Genomic DNA, 25791 nt, shown 5'->3' with positions numbered 1-25791 from the left:
CCGCGCCGTCAGCGGGTCGCCGCCACGAAGCCGCCGTCCACCACGATCTGCGTCCCCGTGACGTAGCGCGCCTCGTCGCTCGCCAGGAACGCGACGGCGTTGGCGACGTCGAAGGCGTCTCCCATGAAGCCCATCGGCACCTGCGCGTTGCGGGTCGCCACGAAGCCCTCGTAGTCGCCCCCGGCGTACTTGTCGGCGAGGCGGCGCACGAGCGGCGTGCCGATCAGGCCGGGCACGACGGCGTTGAGCCGCACGCCGCGGGGCGCGTAGAGCACGGCGGTGGCGCGCGTCATCTGCAGGAGCGCGGCCTTCGCGGCGGAATACGCCACCTGCGGCTTGCCGATGTAGCGCAGCCCCGCCACGGACGCGACGCTCACGATCGTGCCGCGCCCCTGCCGCTCCATGACGGGCAGCACCGCCTTGCAGCACAGCCAGGCGCTCTTGAGGTTGACGTCGATCTGCGCGTCGAAGGTCTCCTCGTCCATCTCCACGGGACCGCCCGGCTCCGAGCGGCCGACGTTGTTGACGAGGACGTCGATGCGTCCGTGCCGGGCGACGACGTCCGCGACGAGCGTCTCCACCGCGGCGCGGTCCGTCACGTCGCAGGCATGGACCTCGCAGGTGCCGCCCTCGCCGGCGACGATGCGGCGGGTCACCTCCGCGGCCTCGGTGTCGCGATCGCAGCCGACGACGATCGCCCCGCGCCGCGCCATCAGCGTCGCGATGGCCTGGCCGTTGCCCCAGCCTTCGCCCCGGGATCCGTCGGCCCGCGAGCCGCAGCCGGTGACGAGGACGATCCGGTCGGTGAAGTCGAGCATGAGGTGCCTCCGGGGCCCGGGCGGACCCAATGGTTTCCCTAACGTGAAGCGCGTCGTTCGCGGACGTCTCGAAATGGAGCGTTCGCGCACACCTCGCTTTCGGATCTCGCTGCTTAAAGGATCCTGAAAGCGAGGAGAACGACCATGTTCGATTTCGGGAAGAACGAGGCCGGCAACGTCGCCATCGCCTTTGCGCTGACCCTCATCCCCACGCTGGGCCTCACCGGCGCCGCGGTGGACTACACCCGCGTCAACGCGGCCCGCGAGTTCGCCCGCAGCGTCGGCGACGGGACGGCGGTGCGCATCGCCGCCGCCGACGCCGACATCGCCACGGAGGCGCTCGCGGGTGCGAAGACGCTGATCGAGAGCCGCTACGGAGACCAGCTGACCGCGCTCGAGGTCACCGGCCGATGGCTCGACCCGGCGCACTACGCGGTCCGGGTGGAGGCGTCCCTCGATACCCGGATCCTGGCGGCCGTGCCCGGCATGCCCCGCGAGATCCCCTTCGTGCTCGAGAGCGTGACGCGCCGCATCCCGCCGACCTACGCGACCGAGCCGCCGCACCAGTCGCTGCTCGAGCCCGAGGCGGCGGACTACAACCGGATCTACCTCTACTGCTACGATTCGGAGCGGGCGGGCGAGGCGGACGGCGGGCGCCGCGCGCTGACGCCCATCGCCGACAACGGCTCGCCGCCGACGGACTACGCGGCGCAGGGCCATGCGCTGCCCAGCTGCGGCCCGGGCGAGGTGGTGAGCTACATGCTGCGCAACGTGCGCAGCGCCCGGCGCTATCCGAGCCGCTGGGACGATCCGGCGCAGCAGGTCTACGAGTACTGGGCCGACACCGTGCTCGACCCGGACACCCGCGTGATGATCCACGACGTGCGCGGCTACCGGGTGACGGGCGGCACCACCCGCACGCCGCTCGACATGCGCACGAGCCCGATCCTGGAGACGATCCGCTGCGCCACGCTCGACGAGTGCAAGCCGGTGGCGCAGGGCGGCATCATCCCGAACCGGCGCACGGGGCGCACGCCGACGACGGCGACCCAGGCCTGCCAGGAGGGAATGTACATGTATTTCGGCTGGGAGGACCGGCCGCCGAACCTCGGCTGGACGGACACCGACTACGACGACATCCGGCTCGTGGTGAACTGCCCCGTGCGCGAGCAGGTGACGGACAAGCAGGTGATGATCGTGCGCTGAGCGCGCGCGGGACGCGTCGCTCGGAGACCGCCGCTCGGAGGCTGCCGCTCAGAGACCGCCGCCGAGCTCGAGGATGCGCTCGCGCAGCCGCACGACCTCGGCCTCGAGCGCGCGGATGCGCGCCTTGAGCGCCGCCTCGCTCGGCGTCGGGGCGGTGCTCGCCTGCGCCAGCGGGCCCGCGTCCGCCCGGTGCTCGCCCTCGGCGGCGTCGAGGAAGGCGATGCCGGCCTCGCTCCCGCGGCGCCAGCGCAGCTCGGCGCGGTGCACGGCGTTCATCTGCGGGATGACGATCTCGAAATGCTCGGGCAGCGTCACGCCCTCGGAGAGGTCGATCTTGGCGCCGGTGTCGGAGATGTTGCGCACCACGCAGTCGACCGTGACGGCGCCGCCGCCGTAGCGGATGCGCGCGGCCACGAGCGCGCGCCGCCGGGGCGCCGTCCGCTGCTCGCTCGTCTCCGCGAAGGTGCTCATGGTCCCATCCTTCCGAGCCCGCAGGATAGCGACGGGCTGCTGAGAATGGGTTAACGCGATACCGGAGCGGCGGGCCAGGTGAAGTCGTCCGCCCGGCCGGGCGCGGCGGGGGGCGCGACCCCGTCGGCCAGGACCCGCTCGTTGAGGAGCCGCGTCGCCCGGTCGGCGAGCGGCGGGGCGCGCACGAGCGCCGTCGATCCCGCCGCGGCGGTCTCGGTGAGCGGCACGACCGGGCCGATCGCGGGCGGGGCGTCCTCGATCGCGACGTCTTCCGGCGCCTCCGGAAGCGCGGAGAGCCGGGCGATGATCTCCTCGACGGTGAGCGCCTCGAGGTCGCCGATCGCGGCGAGGCCGCCGGCAGCGGGCACCGGCGCGGCGGCGGAGATCGGCGCGGGCCGATCGCGGGCGAGCAGCCGGCGGATCTCGACGTCGGCGAAATGCGCGGCCTTGCGGCCGCCCGCGGGCGTGAAGTGGATGCCGTCGCCGGCGCGCAGGCGCGCGATCTGGCCCTCGAGCGTCGGGCCGTTGTCGGAATAGCGGTTGTCGTCGTCGACGAAGCCCTGCCAGGTATCGACCCAGATGCCGCCGCCCCGTGTCACGCGCCCACGCACGATCTCGTTGATGGCCAGCAGATCGGTGGAGAGCCGCGACGAGCGCATCGGCGGCAGGCCGACCCAGACGAGCGGCACGCCGGCCGCCCGGAACTTCGCCAGGATCGTGTCGACGCGCCTCGCGTAGGCGTCCTTCCACTCGGGGCCGAGCCGCTCGAGCCGCCCCTCGGGCCCGGCGATGTCCTGGCGGTCGTTCAGCCCGACCAGCACGACGCCGATGTCGAAGGCGTCCTCGCCGGTGAGGAAGTGGTCGATCTCGGCGCGCCAGTCGTGGAAGTCGTCGCGCACGAGGCCCGAGGAGCCCTGCGCGCGGGTCTCGACCACGACGTTCGGCTTGTCCGAGAGGACGTCGGCCAGGCCCTCGCCGAGGTTCGTCGCGAGCGAATCGCCGAAGACGACGACGCGGTGGGTGATCGGCACGTCCTGGGGCACCTCTGCGGCCGCCGCGGCGGCGGGCTCGGCGCGCGGCGCGGTGGCGGGCGCGGCCGGACGGGCGGCGCGCCTCGGCCGCTGGCGGGGCGCCGGCGCGGGCTCCGCGGTCGCCGGCTGCGAGCGCAGCACCTCGAGCCAGATCCGGCGCTCGTCCTCGTTGGCGCGCGTGGGCACCATCCCCGCCGTGATCGCGAGGACGAGCGCGGCGCAGGTGATGGCGAGACGGACGAGCGGGCGGGGCACGCGCATCGGCATGCCCCGTATCATAGCGCATCCGCCCCGCGGCGTCAGCGCCCGCGCAACGCCTCGAGCAGGGCGACGTCGGCGTAGCCGTCCGGCGTCAGCCCGCGGGAAAGCTGGAAGCTGCGCACCGCCTCCCGGGTCATGGAGCCGATCTTGCCGTCGATCGTGCCGTCGTAGAGGCCGAGCCCGGCGAGGCGGTTCTGCAGCTCGCGACGCTCGGCGGCATCGAGCATGCGCTCGCCCCGCGGCCAATCGCCGCGCACGCCGCCGCCGCCGGTGAGCCGCTGGCCGAGCAGGGCCACGCCCATGGCGTAGCTGTCGGACGAGTTGTAGCGCTTGATCACGTCGTAGTTGGCGGTGACGAGGAAGGCCGGGCCGCGCGCGCCGGCGGGCAGGAACAGCGTCGCCTCCGCGCCGCCCGCCGGCAGCGCACCGCCGGCGGCGGGGGCGACGCCGAGCGCGGCCCAGCTCGCGAACGGCATCTGCCGCTGGGCGAAGTCGAAGCCCGCCGGCAGGCGCACCTCGAGGCCCCAGGGCAGCCCGGTGCGCCAGCCGTGCTCCTTCAGGTAGTTGGCGGTGGAGGCGAGCGCATCGGGGATCGAGCGCCAGATGTCGCGCTTGCCGTCCCCGTCGCCGTCGACCGCGAAGCGCAGGTAGCTCGTCGGCATGAACTGGGTGTGGCCCATGGCGCCGGCCCAGGAGCCTTCGAGCTCGCGGCGCGAGATCTTGCCCGTCTCGAGGATCTCGAGCGCGGCGAGCAGCTCGCCGCGGAAGAAGTCGCCCCGGTGGCGGACGTGGGCGAGCGTCGCCAGCGAGCGGATGACGTCCATGTCGCCGGTGAAGCCGCCGAAATTGGTCTCCATGCCCCAGACGCCGAGCACGATCGCCTGCGGCACGCCGTAGGCGCGCTCGACGGAGGAGAGGACCGAGTCGTAGCGCGTGCGCGCGGCCTCGCCGAGGCGGATGCGCTCGGCGGACACGGCGTTGTCGAGGTATTCCCAGATGGGCCGGGTGAACTCGGACTGGCGCCGCGTCAGCTCGACGATGCGGGGGTTGGGCGTCACGCCGGCGAAGGCCGTGTCGAAGGTCGCGCGGGAAACCCCGCGGGCCTGCGCCTCCGGCCAGAGCCCGGCGACGAAGCTGCCGAATTCCCCCTGCGGCACGCCCTCCTGCGGCGCGCGCGCGTCGAGGCTCGCGGTGGCGACCCCGATCGGCTCGCCGATGCCGGTCCCCGCGCCGGCGACGGTGCAGCCGGCGAGCGGCAGCGCCGCGGCCGCGATCGCGACGGCGAGCGCGCGGGCGCGGCGCGAGAGGGGCGGTCGCGTGGCGGACCGTCGATGGGCGCGGGCGACGTGGGGCATGGGCGATCGCTTTCGGGAACCGAGACTAACGCGTTGCGCCGGATGCCACCAGAGTATGGTGAAGATGGGATTAAGCCGCGGCGCTCACCCCGCGGCGCGCACCCGCTCCCCGCCGTTGCCGAGCCGCCGCTCCCAGGCGAGCGCCTGGGCGACGATCGTGTCGAGATCGGCGTAGCGCGGCTCCCAGCCCAGCACCTCGCGGATGCGCGTCGCGTCGGCGACGAGCGCGGCGGGGTCGCCGGGGCGGCGCGGCGCCTCGGTCACGGGGAAGGCGAGGCCGGAGATCCGGCGCATCGTCTCGACCACCTCGTGCACGGAGGCGCCGGTCCCGTAGCCGCAATTGAGGGTGAGCCGCCCGCCCTGCGCGCGCAGGTGCCGCAGCGCCGCGAGGTGGGCGTCGGCGAGATCGCTCACCTGGACATAGTCGCGCAGGCAGGTGCCGTCCGGCGTCGGGTAGTCGGTGCCGAAGACAGAGAGTCCGGCCCGGGCGCCGAGCGCCGCCTGCGCCGCGACCTTGATCAGGTGCGTGGCGCTGCGCGACGACTGGCCGGCGCGCCCGCGCGGATCGGCGCCCGCGACGTTGAAGTAGCGCAGCACCGCGTAGTCGAGGCCGTGAGCGGCGGCGGTGTCGCGGATCATCCACTCGCTCATCAGCTTCGAGCGGCCGTACGGGTTGATCGGCGCGGGCGCGCACTCCTCGCCGATCAGCGGCAGGTCGGGCTCGCCGTAGACGGCGGCGGTGGACGAGAAGACGAGCCGCTCGACGCCGGCGGCGACCGCCACCGCGAGGAGGGCGCGCGTCTTCACCGTGTTGGCCTCGTAGTAGCCGAGCGGGTCGGCGACGGAGTCCGGCACCACGATCTTCGCGGCGAAGTGCATGATCTCGCGGATGCCGTGCTCGGCCACGATGCGCGTCACCAGCGCGGCGTTGGCGACGTCCCCGACGACGAGGCGGACGCCGTCTGGCACGGCCTCCGCGACGCCTGTTGAGAGATCGTCGAGGACGACGACGTCCTCGCCTGCGTCCGCGAGCGCGAGAACCGCATGCGCCCCGATGTAGCCCGCACCGCCCGTCACCAGCACCGTCATGATCCGCTCCCGCCTTTACGCCACGCGCGGGCCTCTGGCATGGTGCCGCAAAGCCCGGGTCGGGAGACCATGCAACGCGACAGCTCGAGGAGCCGTTAAGCCGACCGGGCGCGGCCAGCCGGCGGAACCGGCGGCCGCGAAAGACCAGCGAGGACCAACGTCATGAAGCGCATCCGCAAGGCAGTCCTTCCCGTCGCCGGGCTCGGCACCCGTTTCCTGCCCGCCACCAAGGCGGTACCCAAGGAGATGCTGACGGTGGTGGACCGGCCGGTGGTCCAGCACGTGGTGGACGAGGCGAAGGCGGCGGGGATCGAGCACTTCGTCTTCGTCACCGGCCGCAACAAGGCGGCGATCGAGGACCATTTCGACATCTCCTACGAGCTCGAGGCGACGCTCGAGGCGCGCGGCAAGAAGCCCGCGCTGGACGGGCTGAAGGCGGATCTGCCGAAGGCGGGCGCCACGAGCTTCACCCGCCAGCAGGCGCCGCTCGGGCTCGGCCACGCCGTCTGGTGCGCCCGCGAGATCGTCGGCGACGAGCCGTTCGCGGTGATCCTGCCCGACATGCTGTCGAAGGGCTGCATGACGCAGATGCTCGAGGCCTACGAGCGCCACGGCGGCAACATCATCGCCGCCGAGGAGGTGCCGATGGAGGAGACCTCGAAATACGGCATTCTCTCGGTGGCGGAGGACCACGGCCGCACCTTCCGCATCTCCGGCATGGTCGAGAAGCCGAAGGTGGAGGACGCGCCCTCCAACCTGATGATCTCGGGCCGCTACATCCTCCAGCCGGAGATCTTCGACGTGCTCGAGCGCCAGGAGCCCGGCGCCGGCGGCGAGATCCAGCTCACCGACGCGATGAAGACGCTGATGGGCACCCAGGACTTCCACGGCATGCGCTACGACGGCACCACCCACGATACCGGCTCGAAGATCGGCTTCCTCGTGGCGAACCTCGCCTACGGTCTCGAGGACCCGGAGCTCGCGCCGGCGCTGCGCCGGGAGATCGCGCGGCTGACGGGGTGACGCGCGCGGGCTCGACTTGAGCCCGCGGGCGGCGTCGTCGCCCTCCCGGAGGGGAGGAGTCCGCGCGAAGTGCGGGCGGTGGGGCCGTTCGGTCCGGCGGACGCGACGCCGGGCTCGTCCCTCGTCGGCGCGGGCCGGCGCGCATGCCCGGTGCGCATCCGGTGCGATTGTCCGCGCCCGGTCCTCGGCCTAGAGCGATGACGAAAGCGACGATCACCGCCATCGCACCCGAGACCCGAGGCCCATGCCCGACCCCAGCCCGCAGGACGCCGGCCCGCCGCCCCTCACCCTGGCGGGCGCCCGAACCGGCATGCGGCTCACCCTGCCGCTGGTGCCGGGCGTGATCGTCTTCGGCACGGCCTTCGGGGCGGCGGCGGCGCAGAAGGGCTTCGACGTCTGGCTGACGCTCTCGCTCTCCGCCTTCGTCTTCGCCGGCGCCTCGCAGATGGTGGCGCTGGAGCTGTGGCGGGAGGTCTGGACCTGGCCGACGCTCGCCTACCTCGTGGCGGTCACCGCCACGATCAACGGGCGCATGGTGCTGATGGGCGCGGCGATCGCGCCGCACGTGAAGGCGATGCCCCGCGGCATCCGGCTCCTCAACTTCTTCGTCCTCGTCGACGCCAACTGGCTCGTCGCCACGCGCTACCACGGCGAGGGCGGGCGCGATCTCGGTGTGATCCTCGGCGCGGGCGCGATGCTGTGGGTCCTGTGGGTGCTGGCCACCGTCCCCGGCTTCCTCGCCGGCGCGCTGGTGACCCGGCCCGACGCCTTCGGGCTCGACCTCGTCATGCCGATCTTCTTCGCGGTGATGCTCGTGCCACTGTGGAAGGGCCTCTCCCCGGCCATCCCCTGGATCGTCGCGGGCGCGGTGGCGCTCGCGACGAGCGCGCTCGTCGACGGCTACGCCTTCATCATCGTCGGCGCGCTCGCCGGCGCGCTGGCGGGAGCGCTGCGCGATGGCTGAGGGTGCGCTCGCCTCGGCGTTCCTCGCCCACCCGGCGGCGGACTACCTCGCCGTCGCGCTGATGGCCGGGGCGACCTACCTGTGCCGGGCGTCGGGCATCCTGTTCATGAGCCGCATGCGCATCACGCCGCGCATCGACCGGGCGCTCAGGGCCCTGCCGGGCTCGATCGTCGTCGCCACGATCCTGCCGATCGCCGCCCAGTCCGGCGCGCCCGCGGTGCTGGGGCTCGCCGCCGCGATCGCGACGATGGCGCTCGTGCGTTTCGAGCTCGCGGGCGTCGCGGCGGGGCTCGCGGCGGTGTCGCTGGCGCGGCTCGCGGGGCTGTGAGGCGCGACACTTCCTTTCCGGCCCGTCCTTCGGCATGATGCCCGCATGGAGCGGGACACGATCATCGCCGACCTGTCGCGCCACGCCGACGCCGTGAAGGCGCGAGGCGCGTCCGCGCTCTGGCTGTTCGGCTCGGTCGCGCGCGGCGACGCCCGGCCCGACAGCGACATCGACCTCTTCCTCGACTACGATCACGACAGCCGCTTCTCGCTCTTCGACCTCGTGGGCATCAAGCTCTACCTCGAGGAGGCGCTGCAGCGACCAGTGGACGTCACCACCCGCGACAGCCTGCACCCGAGGCTGCGCGGGGAGATCGAGCGGAACGCGGTGCAGGTGTTTTGACGAGCCGGCCGATCGATATCGTCCTCGACGAGATGCTCGAAGCGATCGATCACATCGACGAAGCGTGCCGTGGGAAGTCCCTCGCTGATCTGGAAGCCGATTGGGTCCTCGCTCGTGCCATAGAGCGCGGACTGGAGATTGTCTCCGAAGCATCACGCCATCTACCCGACTCGGAGAAGGCGCAGCACGCCGACATTCCTTGGCGGGCGGTTCATTCCATCGGAAACGTCCTGCGCCACGAGTATCATCGCATCTCGCGCAGGATCATCTGGAACGTGGCGACCGTCGACCTGCCGAAGCTGGCCGTGGCACTCAGAAGCATCGAGCGGAGAAGAGATCTTAGCGGCTCGAGCGAGTAGGACCTCGCCCCATCTCACTTCAGCCGCGCCTTCACCCGCTCCATCAGCCAGTCCCGCGTCGCGCGGTAGGCGTCCATCCGCTGCTCGCGGGTGCCGGTCTCGAGGGTGGGGTCGGGGGTGGGCCAGTACTCCACGTCGGCGGCGAGGTAGCGGGTCAGCTCCAGTGCCGCGTGGTGGGCCTCCGGGGTGAGGCTGACGACGAGGTCGAAGCTCAGCCCCTCGTACTCCTCCAGCTCGTCCAGCGTGCGGCAGCGGTGGCGGGACTCGTCGATGCCGAGCTCGTCCATGGCCGCGATCATGAACGGGTCGGGCGCCTCCTCCTTGCGCACGCCCGCGGACTGGACGTAGGTCGAGCGGCCGAAGAAGTGGCGCGCCAGCCCCTCCGCCATCGGCGAGCGCACAGCGTTGAAGTTGCACACGAACAGCACGGAATGGACGCGCTCGTCCGCCGACGCCACGGGCTCAGCCCTTCCAGTGCAGCGCGAAGATCAGCGTGAAGATGCGCCGCGCCGTGTCGAAGTCGATGTCGACCTTGCCGGCGAGCCGCTCCACCAGCAGCTCCGCCGCCTCGTTGTGCAGCCCCCGGCGGCCCATGTCGATCGCCTCGATCTTCTGCGGGGAGGCGGTGCGGATCGCGGCGTAGTAGCTCTCGCACACGGTGCGATAGTCGCGGATCACGCGCCGGAACGGCGTGAGCGAGAGGAGGTGCGTCATCACCGGCGTGCCGTCCTGCGTCTGGATCTCGAACGCGAGCTTGCTCTCGACGAGCCCGAGCTTGAGCGCGTAGGGGCCGTCGTCGCGCCCGGGCACGGCGAAATGGTTCGCCTCGACGATGTCCCAGATCGCCACCGCGCGCTCGTGCTCCTGATCGGGGTTGCCGCGACCGATCGAGGCCTCGTCGAGCACGACGCGCACGAGCCCCTTTCCCTTGCTGTCGGCCATGGTCGCTCCGTCCCGCACCGCGCGCCGCGACCCTAGCGCGCCGGCGCGCCCCGCGAAAGGCCCGCGCTGGAAGGTCCATGGGGAGCGCGGATTTTCGCGCCTTGGCGGGCGCGGCGTTCCGTGCTCCCGTCCCGCCCGGACACCAGGACAGGACCGAGAGCCGTGCCGAGCCCGCAGACCGCAGACGTCCTCATCGTCGGGGGAGCCGCCATGGGCTCCTCCCTCGCCTACCATCTCCTCGCCCATCCCGGCTTCGCGGGCCGCGTCGTCGTGGTCGAGAAGGATTCGACCTACGCCCGCTCGGCCTCGGCCTTGTCGGCAGCCTCGATCCGCAGCCAGTTCACGAGCGGGGTGAACGTGCGCATCTCGCTCCACGGCATCCGCTTCCTGCGGGCGATCGGCGACCATCTCGCGGTCGACGGCGAGGCGCCGGAGATCGGGCTGACGGAGGGCGGCTATCTCTACCTCGCCAACGCCGCCCAGGAGGACGGCATGCGCGCGGCGCACGCGCTCCAGCGTGCCGAGGGCGCGGACGTGGCGCTCCTCGACCCCGCCGCCCTCGTCGCCCGCTTCCCCTGGCTGAACCCGGGAGAGGACGTGGTGCTCGGCTCGCTCGGGCTCTCGGGCGAGGGCTGGTTCGACGGCTGGGGCCTGCTCCAGGCGTTCCGGCGCAAGGCGAAGGCGCTCGGCGCCGACTATGTCGCCGGCGAGGTGGTCGACCTCGTGCGCGAGGGCTCGCGCATCACGCACGCGGTCCTGGCCGACGGGGCGCGGATCGCCTGCGGCACCCTCGTCGACTGCGCGGGCGCCGGCGGGCGTGCGGTGGCGGCGATGGCGGGCTTCGACCTGCCGGTGTTCGCGCGCCCGCGCTACGTCTTCGGCTTCTCGTGCCGCGGCGACGTGCCGAACTGCCCGCTCCTGATCGACACCTCGGGCGTCTACGTGCGCCCGGAGGGCGAGAGCGCGGAGGGCCGCCGGTTCATCTGCGGCGTCTCGCCGAGGCCGGAGGAGGACGAGCGGCTCGCCTGGCGCGACGACGATCCGGCGTCGCAGGCGGTCGACTGGTCGTATTTCGAGGAGCGGATCTGGCCCGCGCTCGCCGCGCGGGTGCCCGCCTTCGAGGCGATCCGCCCCGGCGCCGCCTGGGCCGGCCCCTACGACATGTGCGCGCTCGACTCGAACGCGCTGATCGGCCCCGTGGCGCCGTTCGGCCCGGACAACGTCCTCGTCTGCAACGGCTTCTCCGGCCACGGCCTGCAGCAGGCCCCGGCGGTGGGGCGCGGGCTCGCCGAATGGATCGTCGAGGGCCGCTATGCGACCCTCGACCTCTCCGATCTCGGCTTCGCGCGCGTGGCGGACGGCCGGCGCGACGTCGAGCGCAACGTCATCTGACGGCGCGCGACCCGACGGTGCGCGCTCAGGCGCGGCGGTGCTCGGGATCGCCGCCCGGCTTCTGGTTGCCGAGGATGGCGCGCGTGATCAGCCAGCTCGCCGGCACCGCGGCGAGGACGCCGAGCGCCGCGGCGACGACGATCGGCATGGCGCTGTCGAGGCCCATGTCCGCGGTGAGAACGCCGATGACGAGCGTGCCCGCGAAGGTCGGGGCGGTGAGGATGAAGATCAGGACGGCGAGCTTGAGCATGAGGAGCCTCGCGGGACGAATGCCGATGCGGCGGCACCATGGCGCCGCCGTGCGATCCGCGCGTTGAGCGAGATCAAGCCGCCGCTCGGCACGCGACCCTGCCCCCGGCTCGCTCCTCCCCCATCGGGCGAGATGGATCGGCGCCGAAGGCGACGAGACGGAGGGGGTGCGCCGACGGGCGCGCTTCGGCGGAGCCGTAATCGGACGCGTCGAGCCGGGGGGACCCCGCCCCTGGCTCGCTGCGCTCGCCGTCCCCGCCCCGACGGGGTGGGACCCGCTCCTCCCTCATCGGGGGCCACGAGGGGAGGGAGAAGGGCGGCGGCCTGCTTCTCGGGAGTGCTGCGCATTCTTCGCCGCTGCCGGCTCGGCCGCGACGTCCGTCACCCGACCTCCGTCACTTCGGCTGCATGCGCAGCGCGCCGTCCAGGCGGATCGTCTCGCCGTTGAGCATGTCGTTCTCGACGATCGCCGTGACGAGCGCGGCGTATTCCGACGGCTTGCCCAGGCGCGAGGGGAAGGGCACGCCCGCTTCCAGCGCCTTGCGGATGTCCTCCGGGACGGAGGCGAACATCGGCGTCTCGAACAGGCCCGGCAGGATCGTCACGACGCGGATGCCCACGCCGGCGAGGTCGCGCGCGACCGGCAGGGTGAGGCCGACGACGCCGGCCTTCGAGGCCGCGTAGGCCGCCTGCCCGATCTGCCCGTCCTGCGCCGCGACGGATGCCGTCGACACCACGACGCCGCGCCCGCCGTCGGCGGTGACGGGATCGAGCCCGGCCATGGCCGTCGCGCACTTGGCGATCATGGCGAAGGTGCCGACGAGGTTGATCTGCACGGTGCGGGCGAAGGTCTCGACGTCGTGGGCGACGAGCGCGCCGGTGTCGCGCTTCTTGGCGACGGTGCGCTTGCCCGGCGCGACGCCGGCGCAGTTGACGAGCAGGCGCTCGACGCCGTGCGCCGCGCGGGCCTTCTCGAGGCCGGCGTCGATCGTCGCCTCGTCGGTGACGTCGACGGCGCAGAAGAGGCCGCCGATGTCGGCGGCGACCGCCTCGCCGCGGGCGGTGTCGCGGTCGAACAGCGCGACCTTGACGCCGGCCTGCGCGAGCCGGCGCGCCGTGGCCTCTCCGAGGCCGGAAGCGCCGCCGGTGACGATGGCGGCGGAGACGTCTGAAAGCTGCATGGAAATCCTCCGTGTCGCGCCCGGTCTAGCCCGCGCGCGGGCGGCGGAAAAGGGGGTGCGGACGGGGGCGGCCGGACGCGGCGCCGGACGACGGCGCGCACGGGCGCTTTCCCCGCGTCCCCCACGCATGTTAAGGACCGGCATCCGACGAGACCGGGATGCCAGCCACCATGCCCTCGAGCCTACGTGCGACCACCGGAGCGCCGTCATGAGCGCCGACGCCCTCAAGCGGGACGCGGCCGCGCGTGCGCTCGCCCTCGTCGAGCCCGGCATGAGGCTGGGGCTCGGCACCGGCTCGACCGCCAAGCACTTCGTCGCCCTGCTCGGCGAGAAGGTGCGCGGCGGCCTCGACGTCGTGGGCGTGCCGACGTCCGAGGCGACGCGGGCGCAGGCCGAGGCCGAGGGCATCCGCCTCGCGACCCTCGACGAGTTCCCCGAGCTCGACCTCACGGTCGACGGGGCGGACGAGCTCGACGACGCGCTCAACCTCGTCAAGGGCGGGGGCGGGGCGCTGCTGCGCGAGAAGATCGTCGCCGCGGCCTCGCGCCGCATGGTGGTGATCGCCGACGCGTCGAAGCGCGTGGCCACGCTCGGCGCCTTCCCGCTGCCCATCGAGGTCGTGCCCTTCGGGCTCGGCGCGACCCGCCGGGCGGTGGAGCGGGCGATCGCCGCGGCCGGCGCGGCCGGCACGCTCGGCCTCAGAAACGCCACGGACAATACGCCCTACCTCACCGACGGCGGCCATTTCATCCTCGACGCGCGTCTGGGCCGAATCGACGCGCCGGACGCGCTCGCGGCGGCGCTCGCCACCGTTCCCGGCGTCGTCGAGCACGGCCTCTTCCTGGGGCTCGCCACGGGGGCCGTGATCGCCACCGAGGACGGCCTCGTCACCCTGGGCGACCTCTGACACCGACAATCCCGACAATCCGGAGCCATCCGCACCATGTTGAGACCCCTTCTCGCCGCCTCCACGCTCGCCGTCGCCGTCGCGCTGGCCGGCGCCGCGACGACCGGCGCCCGCGCGCAGACGGAGGCGACCCCCGCCGCCCAGGCGCAGTTCTCCGACAGCCACCTCGCCGTCGCCCGCCGGGTCGTCGCCTCCTCGGGCATGGCGCGCTCCTTCGAGGCCGTCATCCCGCAGATGCAGGAAGGGCTGCTGCGGCAGTACGGCCGCAACCCCGCGCTCCTCGAGGACGCGAGCGCGGTGCTCCGCGAGCTCGGCCCCGAGATGGAGCTGCAGCGTCGCGCCATGCAGAACCGGGCCGCGCGCGTCATCGCCTCGCGCCTCTCGGAGGAGGAGCTGACCGCGATCGCCGCCTTCTTCGACAGCGAGGCCGGGCGCCGCTACGTCGAGGTGCAGCCGGCGATCCTCGACGGGCTGATCTCGGAGATGCAGGCGTGGTCGCAGGAGCTCAACGAGTACCTGCAGATCCGCGTCCAGGCGGAGATGGTCGCGCGCCGCGAGGCGCAGGCCGCTGGCGAGGCGCCCGCGGCGGCCCCGCAGTGAGCACGGACCGGCGCGCCCGCACGAGGAGACCCGCGCGATGAGCGGCGACTACGATCTCGACCTGTTCGTCATCGGCGGCGGCTCCGGCGGGGTGCGCGCGGCGCGCATCGCCGCGGGCCACGGCGCGACGGTCGCGATCGCCGAGGAGTTCCGCTACGGCGGCACCTGCGTGATCCGCGGCTGCGTGCCCAAGAAGCTGATGGTGCTCGCCTCCCGCTTCTCCGACGACTTCGCCGACGCCGCCGGCTACGGCTGGAGCGTGGGCGCACCGACCTTCGACTGGCGGGCGCTCGTCGCCGCCAAGGAGCGCGAGATCACGCGGCTCGAGGGCGTCTACCGCACCAACCTCGAGAAGGCGGGCGTGCGCGTCATGGACGGCCGGGCGGTGGTCGAGGGGCCGCACGCCGTGCGCCTGCTCTCCACCGGCGAGGTCTTCCGCGCGCGCCACATCCTCGTCGCCGTCGGCGCGCGGCCCTCGCTCGAGCCGGAGATCCCCGGGGGCGAGCTCGGGATCACCTCGAACGAGATCTTCGACCTGCCCGAGCAGCCGCGGCGCATCCTCGTCGTCGGCGGCGGCTACATCGGCGTCGAGTTCGCCGGCATCTTCGCCGGGCTCGGCTCCCAGGTGACGATGTCGCTGCGCGGCGACAAGCTCCTGCGCGGCTTCGACGAGGACCTGCGCGACCGCCTCGGCGCGGCCTACGCCCGCAAGGGCGTCGCGCTGCGCTTCGGCACGACGCTGGAGCGGCTGGCACGCGACGCGGACGGCGCCATCGCCGCGCGCTTCTCCGACGGGTCGAGCGGCACGTTCGACCGGGTGCTCGTCGCCACCGGCCGCAAGCCGAACACCGCGGAGCTCGGGCTCGAGACGGCGGGCGTCGCGCTGGGCGCGGGCGGCGAGATCATCGTCGACGGCTACTCGCGCACGCTCGTCCCGTCGATCTCGGCGGTGGGCGACGTCACCAACCGCGCCGCGCTTACCCCGATCGCCATCCGCGAGGGGCACGCCTTCGCCGACACGGTGTTCGGCGGCACGCCCCGGATGGTCGACCACGAGATCATCCCCACCGCCGTGTTCTCGACGCCCGAGATCGGCACGGTGGGCTGCTCGGAGACGCTGGCGCGCCAGCGCACGGGGGAGGTCGCGATCTACGAGACCGCGTTCCGCTCCATGCGGGCGACGCTCTCGGGACGTGACGACCCGGTCTACATGAAGCTCGTCGTCGACGCGCGGAGCGACGTGGTCATGGGGCTCCACGTCCTCGGCCGCGACGCCGGCGAGATGATCCAGCTCGCCGGTGTCGCCGTGACGATGGGCGCGACCAAGGCGGACTTCGACCGCACCGTCGCCGTGCACCCGACGGCGGCGGAGGAGCTCGTCACCATGCGCACGCGGGCCCGCTGAGGCGGCGGGCTCAGGAGCGCGCGGCGCGCGGGGCGCCGCCGCCCTTCAGGATCCGGCGCATGACCATCTCCATCGGCCCGTGCGCGAAGGCGCGTCGCCACAGGGCGAGGATGCCGACGATGGAGGCGTAGGTGGCGAGCGCGATGGCGAGGATCGCCGCCGAGCCGAGCCCGCCCCACAGTCCGAGCCCCCATCCGAGGAACACCGCACCGAGCAGGAGCGAGTGGAGGAGGTAGCCCGACAGCGAGCTCTCCCCCACCACCGCGAAGGCGCGCACCAGGATGTGGTCCGGATGCCGGCGCGCGGCGGCGAGGACGCTCACGGCGAGGCCGAGGGAGAGGACGGGCGCCGAGAGCCCCAGCCCGGCGGCGGCCGCGACGACGGCCGGCATGCCCAGCGTGCCCGGGGCGACGACGGCGAGGACGAGCGCCGCGGCCGCCGCCATGGCGGCGAGCCCGCCGGCCGCGAGCGCCAGCGGCGCCCGGCGCATCCACCCGGCGAGGCGCTCCGGGCTCGGCGGGAAGGCGCCGGAGCGGTGCGCCAGGTGCCCGGCGAGCACCATGGCGAAGGCGGCGGGGCCGTTGAAGGCGAGGAGGAAGACGATCGCGCTCGGCAGGTCCGCGAGCCGCGCCGCGACCGTGTCCGCGAACGCTCCGAGATAGCCGACACCGTCGATGCGCTCGACCGGCCCGAGGGTCGCGCTCTGCGACAGCGCGAGCGCGACGATCCCGGCCTGCGCGACGACCGCGAGGGCGAAGCTCGCCGCGGCGATCGCCGCGAGCCGTCGTGGCGGCGCGCCCCGCAGGGCGAGGAGCGCGGCGCCGAGCACCGCGTAGAGCACCAGGATGTCGCCGTAGAACAACAGCGTCGCGTGCGCTGCGCCGATGACGAGCAGGGCCGCGAGCCGCCGCCGCAGCGGTGCCGGCGATCCGCCCGGGCGCGCGGCGCGATCGAGGGCGACGGAGAGGCCGAAGCCGTAGAGGAACGAGAAGATCAGGAAGAACTTGCCGGCACCGAAGGCCAGCGTCGCCCAGGTGGCGAGCCGGTCGGCGAGCGTCGCCAGCGCCGGCAGCGCGTCGATGGGCACGGCGAAGGCGGGCGCGTTGACGACGACGACGCCCATCAGCGCGAAGCCGCGCAGGGCGTCGATGCTGCGGTCGCGGGTGGGGCGTTCGGCGGGGGTGACGAGGGACATGCAGGGCTCCGGGGCGGGCGGTCGGTTTTTTATGAGCGAGGCATCGCTCAATTTCGGGCTACGAGCGGGCTGCGGACTGCGGACTGCGGTCTTGGCCCGGGTCAGGCCGCCGGTGTCAGCGCGCGGGCGAGGAGGAGGCGCGTACAGCGTGCGGCGCGCGCCCCGTCGAGAATATCGAGGCCGCCGGCGGAGTAGACGCCGTCGGCCAGGGTGAACAGCAGGGCGGCGACGTCGCGCGCCGCGACGCCGTCGGCGAGCGCGATCTCGCCGCGGGCGACCGCTGCCGCGACGCGCTCGGCGAGCGCGGTGAGGAGCTTCTCCTGCGAGCGCGCCAGCGCCTCGTGGACGCGCGGGTTGCGCAACGCCTCGGCGAAGATCTCGGCGCGCAAACCGAGCTCGTCGCGCGCGCGCCCCGCCTCCGCCAGGGCCGCGAACGCCGCCTCGACGCTGGCGAGGAAGCCGTCGGCGCCGCCGAACAGATGCGCGAAGAAGGCGAGATCGCCGGTGAGATCCTCCTCCACCATCGCCAGGACGAGCTCCTCCTTCGACGGGAAGTACTGGTAGAGGTTGGCGACGCTCACGCCCGCCTCGCGGCTGATGTCGGCGGTGCTGGCGGCGTGGAAGCCGCGCGCCAGGAAGCAGCGCCGGGCGGATGCCAGGATGTGGGTGCGGCGGGCGGCGCGGGCGCGCGGGTCGACGGGGCGGCCGGGGCCGCGGCGGGGTGCGTTCTGGGCCATGACGCTCTTATATACGCGAGCGATCGCTTTTGTAAATGTCCGGTGCCGATGCGCAAGATCGTTGCGTGGCTCCGTGATTCCACGCAAGGCGGCGACGGAGGCTCGCGTCGGCGTCGCAAAGCGGCTATAAGGCCGCTCCGCCCGGGCATGGGCGGCCCCCGTCACGAGGACACCGGACGCGCGGGGACGCGCGATGAGCGAGGAGCGAGGACGATGAGCGAGCGCTGGACGCCCGACAGCTGGAGGGGCAAGCCCATTCGGCAGGTGCCGGCCTACGAGGACCAGGACCTGCTGCGCGAGGTCGAGGGTCAGCTCGCGGGGTTTCCGCCCCTCGTTTTTGCCGGTGAGGCGCGCAAGCTGAAGGCGAGCCTCGCGTCGGTCGCCCGCGGCGAGGCGTTCCTGCTCCAGGGCGGCGACTGCGCCGAGAGCTTCGCCGAGCATTCCGCCGACAACATCCGCGATTTCTTCCGCGTCTTCCTGCAGATGGCGGTGGTCCTCACCTTCGCGGGCTCCTGCCCGGTGGTGAAGATCGGCCGCGTCGCCGGCCAGTTCGCCAAGCCGCGCTCCTCCGACGAGGAGACGGTCGACGGCGTCACGCTGCCGAGCTACCGCGGCGACATCGTCAACGACATCGCCTTCACGCCCGACAGCCGCAGGCCGGACGCCCGGCGCCAGCTCGACGCCTACCGCCAGTCGGCGGCGACGCTGAACCTGCTGCGCGCCTTCGCCACCGGCGGCTTCGCCAACCTCGAGAACGCGCATCGCTGGATGCTCGGCTTCATCAAGGACAGCCCGCAGAGCTCGCGCTATGCGGACGTCGCCGAGCGCATCACCGAGGCGATCGCCTTCATGAAGGCGATCGGCATCGAGGCGGATCGCCATCCCGAGGTGAAGAACACCGAGTTCTACACCAGCCACGAGGCGCTGCTGCTCGGCTACGAGGAGGCGCTCACCCGCGTCGACTCCACCTCCGGCGACTACTACGCCACGTCGGGCCACATGATCTGGATCGGCGACCGCACCCGCCAGGCGGACCACGCCCACGTCGAGTACGCGCGGGGCGTGAAGAACCCGATCGGGCTCAAGTGCGGCCCCTCGCTCGCGGCGGACGACCTGCTGCGTCTGATGGACGCGCTGGATCCGAAGAACGAGCCCGGGCGCCTGACGCTGATCTGCCGCTTCGGCGCCGACAAGGTCTTCGACCATCTGCCGGCGCTCGTGCGCGCGGTGAAGAAGGCCGGGCGCACGCCGGTCTGGTCCTGCGACCCGATGCACGGCAACACGATCAAGGCGGGCTCGGGCTACAAGACCCGGCCGTTCGACCGGATCATGCAGGAGGTGCGCAACTTCTTCGCCGTCCACCAGGCGGAGGGGACGCATGCCGGCGGCATCCACCTCGAGATGACGGGCAAGAACGTCACCGAGTGCACCGGCGGCGCCCGCGGCCTCGGCGACGCCGACCTCTCGGACCGCTACCACACCTACTGCGACCCGCGCCTCAACGCCGAGCAGGCGCTCGAGATCGCTTTCCTGACCGCCGAGCTGATCAAGCGCGAGGTCGGCCGCGAGCGGCCGCAGGTCGAAGCCGCGGAGTGACGCGCTCGGGCGGGCGCGCCGCGACCGGCGCGCCCGCCCGCTGCGTTTCAGGCCGGCTCGGGGAAGCGGCCGTCGATGCAGATGACGTAGTTCACGGCGAGCGCCCCGCGCAGCAGCCCGCAGCCGGGCGTCTGGCCGCCGCGCAGGACGGGGCTCGCCGCGCCCAGCGCGATCTCCTCGCCGCTGCCGAGCAGCCCCGCGCCGACGGGGGTGCGGCCGACGAAGTCCGGCAGCCGGAAGCTGGTCTCGCCGTCGCCGCCGAAGGTCTCGCGCAGCATCACGAACAGCGCCTTGTGCTGGCGGGCGTCGAGCACCTGCCCGTAGCAGAACGCCCAGCCCCGCGGCGCGTAGTCCGCCGCCCACATCATGATCGTCCCGAGATACGGGCTCTCCATCGGTCCGCTCTCCTGGCTCGCAGCACGTGCGGCCGCCTCGCTGCCTCGAGCGGGAAATTGAGCAGGGGAGACTTTCCGTCAACCCTGGCATTCGGCACGAAACTCCTGCTTTCGCCTCGGGCGAGCCGAGCGTTCGCTCCTCGAACGCGACGGTGACGTTCGCGTCCGGATAGTAGCGCTGCATCTGGCGATTACACGCAACCGCAAGGCCCTGCAACGCGGCCGCGCCCGGCCTCGCGCGAGCCGGGAAAGCCGGGCGGGACGGCGGCCGGACGTCTGTCGCGCCTGCCGGGGCCCGCCGATCGTACGACCTTCGATCATCTCCGTTCCGCGGCACAGGTGCCGCGACGTTTCGCCTCACGACCCCGGGTCGGCTGATGTCGAGCGCACGAATCGGGCGGCAAAGAACCCGTCGAGACCCGGCGCGTCCGGCGCGACGCCGAGATGCGGAAGCGCCCGCAGGTTCCCAGCCGCGTCGACGAGCGCCGCGGCGCCGCCGATCTCCTCGGCCCGAACGGGATCGCGTGCGAAGCTCGGATGGCGCGCGAGGAAGGCCTCGGCCTGCGCCTCGCCCTCCTCCGGCTCGAGCGAGCAGGTGCAATAGACGAGGCGCCCGCCCGGGCGGGTCAGCCCCGCCGCCCGGTCGAGGAGCTGCGTCTGCAGCCCGGCGAGCTTCGCCACGTCGGCCTCGCTCTTCGTCCAGGCGACGTCCGGATGGCGCCGCAGCGTCCCCGTGGAGGAGCAGGGCGCATCGAGCAGGACCGCGTCGAACCCGGCGTCCGGCTCGAGCGCGAGCGCGTCGATCGCCCGGGTTTCCGCACGAAGGCCGAGGCGAGCGAGATTCTCCGACAGCCGCGCCAGGCGCTTCGCCGACCGGTCGACGGCGAGCACGCTGGCGCCCGTCGCGGCGAGCTGGGCGGTCTTGCCGCCGGGGGCCGCGCACAGGTCGGCGACGCGCTCGCCCGGACCTGCGTGGAGCAGCCGTGCGGGGAGGGCGGCGGCGGCGTCCTGCACCCACCAGGCGCCTTCCGCGTAGCCGGGGAGTTCCGGAACCGGAGCGCGCGCGCCGACGCGCAGCGTCCCCGTGGGCAGGAGCCGCGCGTCCAGCCGCTCCGCCCAGGCCTCGGCGGAGGCCTCGGCGGAGGTCTCGGCGGAGGCCGCGGCGTCGGGCTTCGGCGTGAGGTCCAGGGGCGCCTCGCTCCGGTGCGCCCGGGCGATCGCCGCCGCCGTCTCCTCGCCCCAGGCGGCGCGCCAGCGTGCGGCGAGCCACGCGGGGACGTCGCGCATCGCGTCCGCCTCGGCGTCCGCGAGGATTGCCTCGCGCTCGCGCGCGACGCGGCGCAGGACGGCGTTGATGAGGCCGCTCGCCCGCGCGAGCCGCTTCTCCTCGCGCGCGAGATCGACCGCGGTGCCCACGGCGGCATGGTCCGGCACGTCGAGGAACAGCACCTGCGCGGCGCCGACGACGAGGAGCGCCTCGAGCCGCGGATCGCTCACGGGCGCCGCCAGACGCTCGGCGAGCGCCCCGCGGATCGTGCCGAGCCGCCTCAGCGCGGTGACCGCGATGGCGCGAGCCAGCCCGAGGTCGCGCGCGTCGAGTGCCGCCGCGGGCGCGCGGGCGGCGAGCACGTCGTCGAGGGCGCGGCGCGCCCGCAGCGTCTCCTCCAACGATTCGAAGGCGAGCCGGCGTGCGCCGAGGCCCGGCTGGGTATCCGCCACGATTGGTCCGTCTCCTTCGACAAGCTCGTGCGTCGATCCCGCGCGTCGCGCGGCGACGATCGTTCTCCCTGCCCTCTACCTCATCCCCACGGCCCGCGCGAGCGGGTCCCGCCCCAGGGGCCTGCAGACGGGCCCGCCGACGGGCTCGCGCCCGCGCCGATCCCCGCCTCGGAGCCCGTCTCGCGCGCCATGGCGACGAGGGCGGCGACGCGGTTCGCCGTCGCGGGATGGGTCGAGAACAGGCCGTCGATGGCCCCGCCCTTCAGCGGGTTCACGATGAAGAGCGGCGCGGTCGCCGGGTGGTTCTCCGCGTCCGGGTTGACGTTGCGCGCGACGCCGCCGGCGATCTTCTCGAGCGCCGAGGCGAGCCAGAGCGGGTTGCCGCAGATCTCCGCGCCGATCCGGTCCGCCTCGTATTCCCGCGCCCGCGAGAGCGCCATCTGCACGATCATGCCCCCCAGCGGCGCGAGGACGATCATGGCGATGAGCGCCAGCGGGTTCTGCCGCTCGCGCCCGCCGAAGAGGAAGCCGAACTGCGCGAGCGTGGCGAGCGCGCCGGCGAGCGTGGCGCTCACCGTCATGATCAGCGTGTCGCGGTTCCTGACGTGGGCGAGCTCGTGCGCCATCACCGCGGCGACCTCCTCGCGCGAGAGGCTGCGCAGGAGGCCCGTCGTCGCCGCGACCGCGGCGTTCGCCGGGTTGCGGCCGGTGGCGAAGGCGTTCGGCTGGGGGTTGTCGATGAGGTAGACCCGCGGCATCGGCAGGTCGGCGCGCCGGGCGAGATCCTCCACCAGGCCGACGAGCTCGGGCGCGGTCCGCGCGTCGACCTCGCGGGCGCGATGGGCCTTCAGCGCGAGCCGGTCGGAATTCCACCAGGCGTAGAGGTTCGTCGCCGCCGCGAGGCCGAGCGCGATCAGCATGCCGCCCGATCCGCCGATCCAGTAGCCGACGACGCCGAACAGCGCGGTCAGCGCGGCGAGGAGCAGGGCCGTCTTGGCGACGTTCATCGTGGTGTACCTCCGGGGGAGCGCGCCTATATCAAGGTCCGACCGAGAATGTGGGATCGCCGCGGCGGTTCCGGCAAGGCCCGTCTCGAGCGCGGCCGGACCGATCGTACGAGAGGGAGACGATGCAGGACGCCAACGACGACGCCCCGCAGGTCGACGCGACCGTCGACGCCGCGGCGGAGCTGCCGGGGGCCGCCCCCGGCAAGGCCCTTTCCCCGGCCGCGCGCCGGGCGCTGGAGGAGGCCGCGGCGCGCCGCGCGGCGATCGACGCCCGCGCGGCGGAGATCGCCGCCGAGCCCGAGAAGGCCGGGCGCGGCGGGCTCGAGCCCGTGCGCTACGCCGACTGGGAGATCAAGGGCATCGCCTGCGACTTCTCGTGACCGACGCCATCCGGCGCGCCCTTGACCGCGGGGGGCGTGCGGGCGAGACGAGGCGCGGTCGCGTTCCAGAAGGTCCAGCCGATGAGCCCCGCCGCACACCACGAGCCGCACGCGGACACGCAAGCCGCCGCCGTCGACCCGCAGGAGGTCGCCCGCTTCGAGAAGATCGCGCGCACCTGGTGGGATCCGAAGGGGCCGATGCGCACGCTCCACAAGTTCAACCCGGTGCGCCTCGCCTACATCCGCGACCACGTCGCCGCGCATTTCGGGCGCGACCCGAAGGACGGCGCGCCGCTCGACGGCCTGACGCTGCTCGACGTCGGCTGCGGCGGCGGGCTCCTCACCGAGCCGCTGGCCCGGCTCGGCGCGCAGGCGCGGGGGCTCGACCCGGCGCCGACCAACGTCGAGGTCGCGCGCCTCCACGCCGAGCGCGCCGGCGTCGCCGTGTCCTACGAGCAGGAGACGGTGGAGGCGGTCGTCGCCCGCGGGGAGCGCTTCGACGTCGTGATCTCGATGGAGGTCGTGGAGCACGTCCCCGATCCGGACGCCTTCGTGCGCACCTGCGCGCGGGCGGTGGCCCCGGGCGGGCTCCTGTTCATGGCGACGCTCAACCGCACGCTCAAGGCGTGGGGACTCGCCATCGTCGGCGCGGAATACGTGCTCCGCTGGCTGCCCAAGGGCACCCACGAGTGGGACAAGTTCGTCACGCCCGCCGAGCTGGAGGCGTCCATGCGCGCCGGCGGGCTCGCCGTGCGCGAGGTGACGGGCGTGACCTACAATCCGCTCCAGGACGCCTGGGGCCTCTCCCGCGACACGGCCGTGAACTACATGGCCTTCGCGGAGCGCCCGGCGGGCTGAGACCCGCCGTCGTGCCGCCGGCACGGCCGGCGAGACGAGGGTGCGGGTCGCAGGCGGACCGGGTCAGCGGCGGCCCGGGGCGGCGGCGGCCTTCTTGCGCACGGGCAGCAGCCCCTCGCGCTGGGCCTGCTTGCGGGCGAGCTTGCGGGCGCGGCGCACGGCCTCGGCCTTCTCGCGGGCACGCTTCTCGGAGGGCTTCTCGAAGGAGCGGCGCTTCTTCATCTCGCGGAAGACGCCTTCGCGCTGCATCTTCTTCTTGAGCACGCGCAGTGCCTGGTCGACGTTGTTGTCGCGAACGAGTACCTGCAAAAACTCTCTCCTCGTGTTGCGCGGCGCCGGGCGCCGACTGAATCGATGACGATCGCGCTCCCGGCGAATGCCGGGCGGCCGGACTCGGATGAGCGAACGAGTCGAGGCACGGGCGGGGTCCGACGGACCCGTGGGTCGGAGCCGCCTTCGGCCCCAGCCGGCCGCGAGAGGCGAGCCAGCACGATGCCCGCGCGGAACGGGCCGAGCGGGAAAGCTCGATTATGGGCTTTCGGGCGGGAAATGCAAGCCGTGAAGGCTCGCCGTCAATTCCGCTCGTTCGGCAGGATCGGCAGCGGGGCGATGGGGACGCCTTCCTCGATCAGCTCGGCGACCTCGTCGCGGTCGGCCTGGCCGATGATCGGCCGCTCGGGGGCGTCGCCCGCGTGGATGCGGCGCGCCTCCTCGGGAAAGGCGCGCCCCACGTTCTCGGCGGTCGCCTCGATGTGGGCGCGCAGGCGACGGAGCGCCTCGCGCATCTCGCGCTGCGCCTCCGACAGGAGCGCGACCGGCGGCGCCGTCGGCGGCCCGTGCTCGGACGGGGCGGGGACGACGGGCATGCCCGTCGGCGGCGCGTCCGCCGCCGGCTCGGGCGCGCTCTCCCGCGGCCCGCGGTCGGTACGGGCCACCGAGGGCGCCATGATCTGCTTCTCGACGCGCGTGGCGCCGCACACGGGGCACGCCACGAGCCCGCGCGCCGCCTGCTCCTCGAACGACGCCGAGGACGGAAACCAGCTCTCGAAGGGGTGGCCGGACGAGCAGGCCAGCGCGTAGCGGATCATAGGACGAGGATGCGGGTCGGCAGCGAACGAATTCCGAAGGCGCGCAGCGGCGTCATGCCGACGCCCCGCCGGCACGGACGAGCGGCGTGGGGCGCCCGTGGCGCAGGCTCGGCACGCGCCGGCGCGCCTCGGCGACCGCCTCGCGGTCGATCTCGGCGACGACGAGCCCCGGCTCCGCGTCGCCCTCGGCGAGCACGCGTCCCCACGGATCGACCACGATCGAGTGCCCCCAGGTCTCGCGCCCGTCCTCGTGCCGGCCGCCCTGGGCGGCGGCGACGAAGAAGGCGCCGTTCTCGATCGCCCGCGCCCGGGCGAGCGTGCGCCAATGCGCCTCGCCGGTCTGCCGGGTGAAGGCCGCGGGCGCGGTGAGGATCTCGGCGCCGGCCTCGGCATAGGCGCGGTAGAGGTAGGGGAAGCGAATGTCGTAGCAGACCGACAGCCCGATGGCGCCCACCGGCGTCTGCGCCAGGACCGCCCTCTCGCCGCCGACATAGGTCGCGCTCTCGCGCCAGGTCTCGCCGTTGGGCAGGTCGACGTCGAAGAGGTGGATCTTGTCGTAGGTGGCGACGATCTCGCCGTCGGGCCCGATCAGCACCGCGCGGTTCGCCACCTTGTCGCCGACCCGGATCGCCAGCGAGCCGATATGGACCGTGATCGCGCGGGCGCGGGCGACGGCGCGCAGCGCCGCGATGGTCTCGTCCTCCTCCTGCGTGCGGATCTTGTCGAAGAGCGCGGCCTTGTCGCGCTCGAGCAGCCCGGTCATCTCGGGCGTCTGCACGTAGGCGGCCCCCGCGTCCGACGCAGCGGCGACGCCGGCGATGGCGGCCTCGCGGTTCGCGACGGGATCGCGCCCGGAGCGCATCTGGACGCAGGCGACGACGAGACGGCTCATG

Annotated in this window: 30 protein-coding genes; 13 read left to right on the top strand and 17 right to left on the bottom strand. The window is 73.4% G+C overall.

All coding sequences use genetic code 11. The features are described from left to right. Positions 1-8: 8 nt before the first annotated feature. Complete coding sequence (locus G407_RS0123710; protein ID WP_029032807.1) at positions 9-818, bottom strand: SDR family NAD(P)-dependent oxidoreductase; 810 nt, start codon at positions 816-818, stop codon at positions 9-11. A gap of 144 nt (positions 819-962) precedes the next feature. Here G407_RS0123710 and G407_RS0123705 point away from each other — a divergent pair, with 144 nt between their 5' ends. Beyond that, on the top strand, positions 963-2024 hold the full coding sequence (locus tag G407_RS0123705) for a TadE/TadG family type IV pilus assembly protein (RefSeq protein WP_029032806.1): 1062 nt from the start codon (positions 963-965) through the stop codon (positions 2022-2024). 48 nt (positions 2025-2072) lie between these two features. On the opposite strand, the gene G407_RS0123700 is transcribed toward G407_RS0123705, so the two are convergent. From G407_RS0123700 to galE, 4 genes are all read right to left on the bottom strand, one after another. Continuing rightward, positions 2073-2495: a PilZ domain-containing protein gene (locus G407_RS0123700; RefSeq protein WP_029032805.1), complete on the bottom strand. Its 423-nt coding sequence runs from the start codon at positions 2493-2495 to the stop codon at positions 2073-2075. 50 nt (positions 2496-2545) lie between these two features. After that, on the bottom strand, positions 2546-3793 hold the full coding sequence (locus tag G407_RS29720) for an SGNH/GDSL hydrolase family protein (protein WP_052341819.1): 1248 nt from the start codon (positions 3791-3793) through the stop codon (positions 2546-2548). A gap of 32 nt (positions 3794-3825) precedes the next feature. After that, entirely contained in the window at positions 3826-5142 is a 1317-nt protein-coding gene (locus G407_RS0123690; RefSeq protein WP_084327770.1) for a lytic murein transglycosylase, read from the bottom strand. Positions 5143-5226: 84 nt separating this feature from the next. Then, a complete protein-coding gene (gene galE, locus G407_RS0123685; protein ID WP_029032803.1) occupies positions 5227-6231 on the bottom strand; it encodes a UDP-glucose 4-epimerase GalE in 1005 nt (334 codons plus the stop codon). Between the two features lie 162 nt (positions 6232-6393). Here galE and galU point away from each other — a divergent pair, with 162 nt between their 5' ends. From galU to G407_RS0123660, 5 genes are all read left to right on the top strand, one after another. After that, entirely contained in the window at positions 6394-7254 is an 861-nt protein-coding gene (galU, locus tag G407_RS0123680; RefSeq protein ID WP_029032802.1) for a UTP--glucose-1-phosphate uridylyltransferase GalU, read from the top strand. 244 nt (positions 7255-7498) lie between these two features. Continuing rightward, the gene (locus tag G407_RS0123675) at positions 7499-8218 is read left to right on the top strand and encodes an AzlC family ABC transporter permease (RefSeq protein ID WP_052341818.1); all 720 of its coding nucleotides are present in this window, start codon (positions 7499-7501) and stop codon (positions 8216-8218) included. Then, positions 8211-8546, top strand: coding sequence for an AzlD family protein (locus G407_RS0123670; protein ID WP_029032800.1), 336 nt, complete (start codon positions 8211-8213; stop codon positions 8544-8546). Before G407_RS0123675 ends, G407_RS0123670 begins: the two co-directional genes overlap by 8 nt. 45 nt (positions 8547-8591) lie before the next feature. Beyond that, positions 8592-8888: a nucleotidyltransferase family protein gene (locus G407_RS0123665; RefSeq protein WP_029032799.1), complete on the top strand. Its 297-nt coding sequence runs from the start codon at positions 8592-8594 to the stop codon at positions 8886-8888. Between the two features lie 32 nt (positions 8889-8920). Next, positions 8921-9247: a HepT-like ribonuclease domain-containing protein gene (locus G407_RS0123660; RefSeq protein WP_052341852.1), complete on the top strand. Its 327-nt coding sequence runs from the start codon at positions 8921-8923 to the stop codon at positions 9245-9247. 14 nt (positions 9248-9261) lie between these two features. Here G407_RS0123660 and G407_RS0123655 read toward each other — a convergent pair whose 3' ends face one another. Both G407_RS0123655 and G407_RS0123650 read right to left on the bottom strand, forming a co-directional pair. After that, positions 9262-9705: an arsenate-mycothiol transferase ArsC gene (locus G407_RS0123655; protein WP_029032797.1), complete on the bottom strand. Its 444-nt coding sequence runs from the start codon at positions 9703-9705 to the stop codon at positions 9262-9264. 4 nt (positions 9706-9709) lie between these two features. Continuing rightward, on the bottom strand, positions 9710-10189 hold the full coding sequence (locus G407_RS0123650; RefSeq protein ID WP_029032796.1) for a UPF0262 family protein: 480 nt from the start codon (positions 10187-10189) through the stop codon (positions 9710-9712). A gap of 162 nt (positions 10190-10351) precedes the next feature. Between G407_RS0123650 and G407_RS0123645 the strand changes: the two genes are divergently transcribed. Beyond that, the gene (locus G407_RS0123645; protein WP_029032795.1) at positions 10352-11581 is read left to right on the top strand and encodes an NAD(P)/FAD-dependent oxidoreductase; all 1230 of its coding nucleotides are present in this window, start codon (positions 10352-10354) and stop codon (positions 11579-11581) included. Positions 11582-11606: 25 nt separating this feature from the next. Here G407_RS0123645 and G407_RS0123640 read toward each other — a convergent pair whose 3' ends face one another. Further along, positions 11607-11831 (bottom strand): hypothetical protein, encoded by a 225-nt coding sequence (locus tag G407_RS0123640; RefSeq protein ID WP_029032794.1) that lies wholly within the window; start codon positions 11829-11831, stop codon positions 11607-11609. Positions 11832-12225: 394 nt separating this feature from the next. Further along, a complete protein-coding gene (locus tag G407_RS0123635) occupies positions 12226-13011 on the bottom strand; it encodes an SDR family NAD(P)-dependent oxidoreductase (RefSeq protein WP_029032793.1) in 786 nt (261 codons plus the stop codon). Positions 13012-13219: 208 nt separating this feature from the next. Here G407_RS0123635 and rpiA point away from each other — a divergent pair, with 208 nt between their 5' ends. Genes rpiA through gor form a run of 3 tightly spaced genes read left to right on the top strand, consistent with a single transcriptional unit; the run spans position 13220 to position 15923 of the window. Further along, positions 13220-13918, top strand: a complete 699-nt coding sequence (gene rpiA, locus G407_RS0123630; protein ID WP_029032792.1) for a ribose-5-phosphate isomerase RpiA — start codon at positions 13220-13222, stop codon at positions 13916-13918. Between the two features lie 36 nt (positions 13919-13954). Further along, positions 13955-14518 carry a DUF2059 domain-containing protein gene (locus tag G407_RS29715; RefSeq protein ID WP_052341816.1) on the top strand — a complete coding sequence of 188 codons (564 nt, stop codon included), beginning with the start codon at positions 13955-13957 and terminating at the stop codon, positions 14516-14518. A 37-nt stretch (positions 14519-14555) separates the two neighbouring features. Further along, a complete protein-coding gene (gene gor, locus G407_RS0123620) occupies positions 14556-15923 on the top strand; it encodes a glutathione-disulfide reductase (RefSeq protein ID WP_029032791.1) in 1368 nt (455 codons plus the stop codon). Positions 15924-15933: 10 nt separating this feature from the next. Here the strand turns inward: gor and G407_RS0123615 are convergent, their stop codons facing one another. Together G407_RS0123615 and G407_RS29710 are read right to left on the bottom strand one after the other, a co-directional pair. Beyond that, the gene (locus G407_RS0123615) at positions 15934-17118 is read right to left on the bottom strand and encodes a DUF418 domain-containing protein (protein WP_029032790.1); all 1185 of its coding nucleotides are present in this window, start codon (positions 17116-17118) and stop codon (positions 15934-15936) included. 101 nt (positions 17119-17219) lie between these two features. Continuing rightward, on the bottom strand, positions 17220-17855 hold the full coding sequence (locus G407_RS29710) for a TetR/AcrR family transcriptional regulator (RefSeq protein ID WP_052341815.1): 636 nt from the start codon (positions 17853-17855) through the stop codon (positions 17220-17222). Between the two features lie 213 nt (positions 17856-18068). On the opposite strand from G407_RS29710, the gene G407_RS0123605 reads away from it, so the two are divergent. Beyond that, positions 18069-19451 (top strand): class II 3-deoxy-7-phosphoheptulonate synthase, encoded by a 1383-nt coding sequence (locus G407_RS0123605; protein WP_029032789.1) that lies wholly within the window; start codon positions 18069-18071, stop codon positions 19449-19451. A gap of 47 nt (positions 19452-19498) precedes the next feature. Here the strand turns inward: G407_RS0123605 and G407_RS30825 are convergent, their stop codons facing one another. From G407_RS30825 to htpX, 3 genes are all read right to left on the bottom strand, one after another. Further along, positions 19499-19846, bottom strand: coding sequence for a phage tail protein (locus tag G407_RS30825; RefSeq protein ID WP_052341814.1), 348 nt, complete (start codon positions 19844-19846; stop codon positions 19499-19501). 357 nt (positions 19847-20203) lie between these two features. Then, positions 20204-21568 (bottom strand): RsmB/NOP family class I SAM-dependent RNA methyltransferase, encoded by a 1365-nt coding sequence (locus tag G407_RS0123595; RefSeq protein WP_029032788.1) that lies wholly within the window; start codon positions 21566-21568, stop codon positions 20204-20206. Positions 21569-21645: 77 nt separating this feature from the next. Further along, positions 21646-22572, bottom strand: coding sequence for a zinc metalloprotease HtpX (gene htpX, locus G407_RS0123590; protein ID WP_029032787.1), 927 nt, complete (start codon positions 22570-22572; stop codon positions 21646-21648). A 122-nt stretch (positions 22573-22694) separates the two neighbouring features. Here htpX and G407_RS0123585 point away from each other — a divergent pair, with 122 nt between their 5' ends. Beyond that, positions 22695-22952 (top strand): DUF1674 domain-containing protein, encoded by a 258-nt coding sequence (locus G407_RS0123585; RefSeq protein ID WP_084327769.1) that lies wholly within the window; start codon positions 22695-22697, stop codon positions 22950-22952. An 81-nt stretch (positions 22953-23033) separates the two neighbouring features. Next, positions 23034-23810 (top strand): bifunctional 2-polyprenyl-6-hydroxyphenol methylase/3-demethylubiquinol 3-O-methyltransferase UbiG, encoded by a 777-nt coding sequence (gene ubiG / locus G407_RS0123580; RefSeq protein ID WP_029032785.1) that lies wholly within the window; start codon positions 23034-23036, stop codon positions 23808-23810. 63 nt (positions 23811-23873) lie between these two features. Here ubiG and rpsU read toward each other — a convergent pair whose 3' ends face one another. From rpsU to G407_RS0123565, 3 genes are all read right to left on the bottom strand, one after another. Next, the gene (gene rpsU / locus G407_RS29700) at positions 23874-24119 is read right to left on the bottom strand and encodes a 30S ribosomal protein S21 (protein WP_043540452.1); all 246 of its coding nucleotides are present in this window, start codon (positions 24117-24119) and stop codon (positions 23874-23876) included. Between the two features lie 263 nt (positions 24120-24382). Continuing rightward, positions 24383-24898, bottom strand: a complete 516-nt coding sequence (locus G407_RS0123570; RefSeq protein ID WP_029032784.1) for a DUF1178 family protein — start codon at positions 24896-24898, stop codon at positions 24383-24385. 52 nt (positions 24899-24950) lie between these two features. Then, the gene (locus tag G407_RS0123565) at positions 24951-25790 is read right to left on the bottom strand and encodes a carbon-nitrogen hydrolase family protein (RefSeq protein WP_029032783.1); all 840 of its coding nucleotides are present in this window, start codon (positions 25788-25790) and stop codon (positions 24951-24953) included. Position 25791 lies beyond the last annotated feature (1 nt).

It is taken from the genome of Salinarimonas rosea DSM 21201 (genome assembly GCF_000429045.1).
Lineage (GTDB): Bacteria > Pseudomonadota > Alphaproteobacteria > Rhizobiales > Beijerinckiaceae > Salinarimonas > Salinarimonas rosea.
The sequence above is the reverse complement of the archived record's forward strand: the minus strand, read 5'-3'. Positions and strand labels throughout refer to the sequence as shown.

Coding starts and splice junctions, on each gene's coding strand:
- G407_RS0123710 (WP_029032807.1), bottom strand. CDS start 818: ATGCTCGACTTCACCGACCGGATCGTCCTCGTCACCGGCTGCGGCTCG.
- G407_RS0123705 (WP_029032806.1), top strand. CDS start 963: ATGTTCGATTTCGGGAAGAACGAGGCCGGCAACGTCGCCATCGCCTTT.
- G407_RS0123700 (WP_029032805.1), bottom strand. CDS start 2,495: ATGAGCACCTTCGCGGAGACGAGCGAGCAGCGGACGGCGCCCCGGCGG.
- G407_RS29720 (WP_052341819.1), bottom strand. CDS start 3,793: ATGCCGATGCGCGTGCCCCGCCCGCTCGTCCGTCTCGCCATCACCTGC.
- G407_RS0123690 (WP_084327770.1), bottom strand. CDS start 5,142: ATGCCCCACGTCGCCCGCGCCCATCGACGGTCCGCCACGCGACCGCCC.
- galE (WP_029032803.1), bottom strand. CDS start 6,231: ATGACGGTGCTGGTGACGGGCGGTGCGGGCTACATCGGGGCGCATGCG.
- galU (WP_029032802.1), top strand. CDS start 6,394: ATGAAGCGCATCCGCAAGGCAGTCCTTCCCGTCGCCGGGCTCGGCACC.
- G407_RS0123675 (WP_052341818.1), top strand. CDS start 7,499: ATGCCCGACCCCAGCCCGCAGGACGCCGGCCCGCCGCCCCTCACCCTG.
- G407_RS0123670 (WP_029032800.1), top strand. CDS start 8,211: ATGGCTGAGGGTGCGCTCGCCTCGGCGTTCCTCGCCCACCCGGCGGCG.
- G407_RS0123665 (WP_029032799.1), top strand. CDS start 8,592: ATGGAGCGGGACACGATCATCGCCGACCTGTCGCGCCACGCCGACGCC.
- G407_RS0123660 (WP_052341852.1), top strand. CDS start 8,921: ATGCTCGAAGCGATCGATCACATCGACGAAGCGTGCCGTGGGAAGTCC.
- G407_RS0123650 (WP_029032796.1), bottom strand. CDS start 10,189: ATGGCCGACAGCAAGGGAAAGGGGCTCGTGCGCGTCGTGCTCGACGAG.
- G407_RS0123640 (WP_029032794.1), bottom strand. CDS start 11,831: ATGCTCAAGCTCGCCGTCCTGATCTTCATCCTCACCGCCCCGACCTTC.
- G407_RS0123635 (WP_029032793.1), bottom strand. CDS start 13,011: ATGCAGCTTTCAGACGTCTCCGCCGCCATCGTCACCGGCGGCGCTTCC.
- rpiA (WP_029032792.1), top strand. CDS start 13,220: ATGAGCGCCGACGCCCTCAAGCGGGACGCGGCCGCGCGTGCGCTCGCC.
- G407_RS29715 (WP_052341816.1), top strand. CDS start 13,955: ATGTTGAGACCCCTTCTCGCCGCCTCCACGCTCGCCGTCGCCGTCGCG.
- gor (WP_029032791.1), top strand. CDS start 14,556: ATGAGCGGCGACTACGATCTCGACCTGTTCGTCATCGGCGGCGGCTCC.
- G407_RS0123615 (WP_029032790.1), bottom strand. CDS start 17,118: ATGTCCCTCGTCACCCCCGCCGAACGCCCCACCCGCGACCGCAGCATC.
- G407_RS29710 (WP_052341815.1), bottom strand. CDS start 17,855: ATGGCCCAGAACGCACCCCGCCGCGGCCCCGGCCGCCCCGTCGACCCG.
- G407_RS0123605 (WP_029032789.1), top strand. CDS start 18,069: ATGAGCGAGCGCTGGACGCCCGACAGCTGGAGGGGCAAGCCCATTCGG.
- G407_RS30825 (WP_052341814.1), bottom strand. CDS start 19,846: ATGGAGAGCCCGTATCTCGGGACGATCATGATGTGGGCGGCGGACTAC.
- htpX (WP_029032787.1), bottom strand. CDS start 22,572: ATGAACGTCGCCAAGACGGCCCTGCTCCTCGCCGCGCTGACCGCGCTG.
- G407_RS0123585 (WP_084327769.1), top strand. CDS start 22,695: ATGCAGGACGCCAACGACGACGCCCCGCAGGTCGACGCGACCGTCGAC.
- ubiG (WP_029032785.1), top strand. CDS start 23,034: ATGAGCCCCGCCGCACACCACGAGCCGCACGCGGACACGCAAGCCGCC.
- G407_RS0123570 (WP_029032784.1), bottom strand. CDS start 24,898: ATGATCCGCTACGCGCTGGCCTGCTCGTCCGGCCACCCCTTCGAGAGC.
- G407_RS0123565 (WP_029032783.1), bottom strand. CDS start 25,790: ATGAGCCGTCTCGTCGTCGCCTGCGTCCAGATGCGCTCCGGGCGCGAT.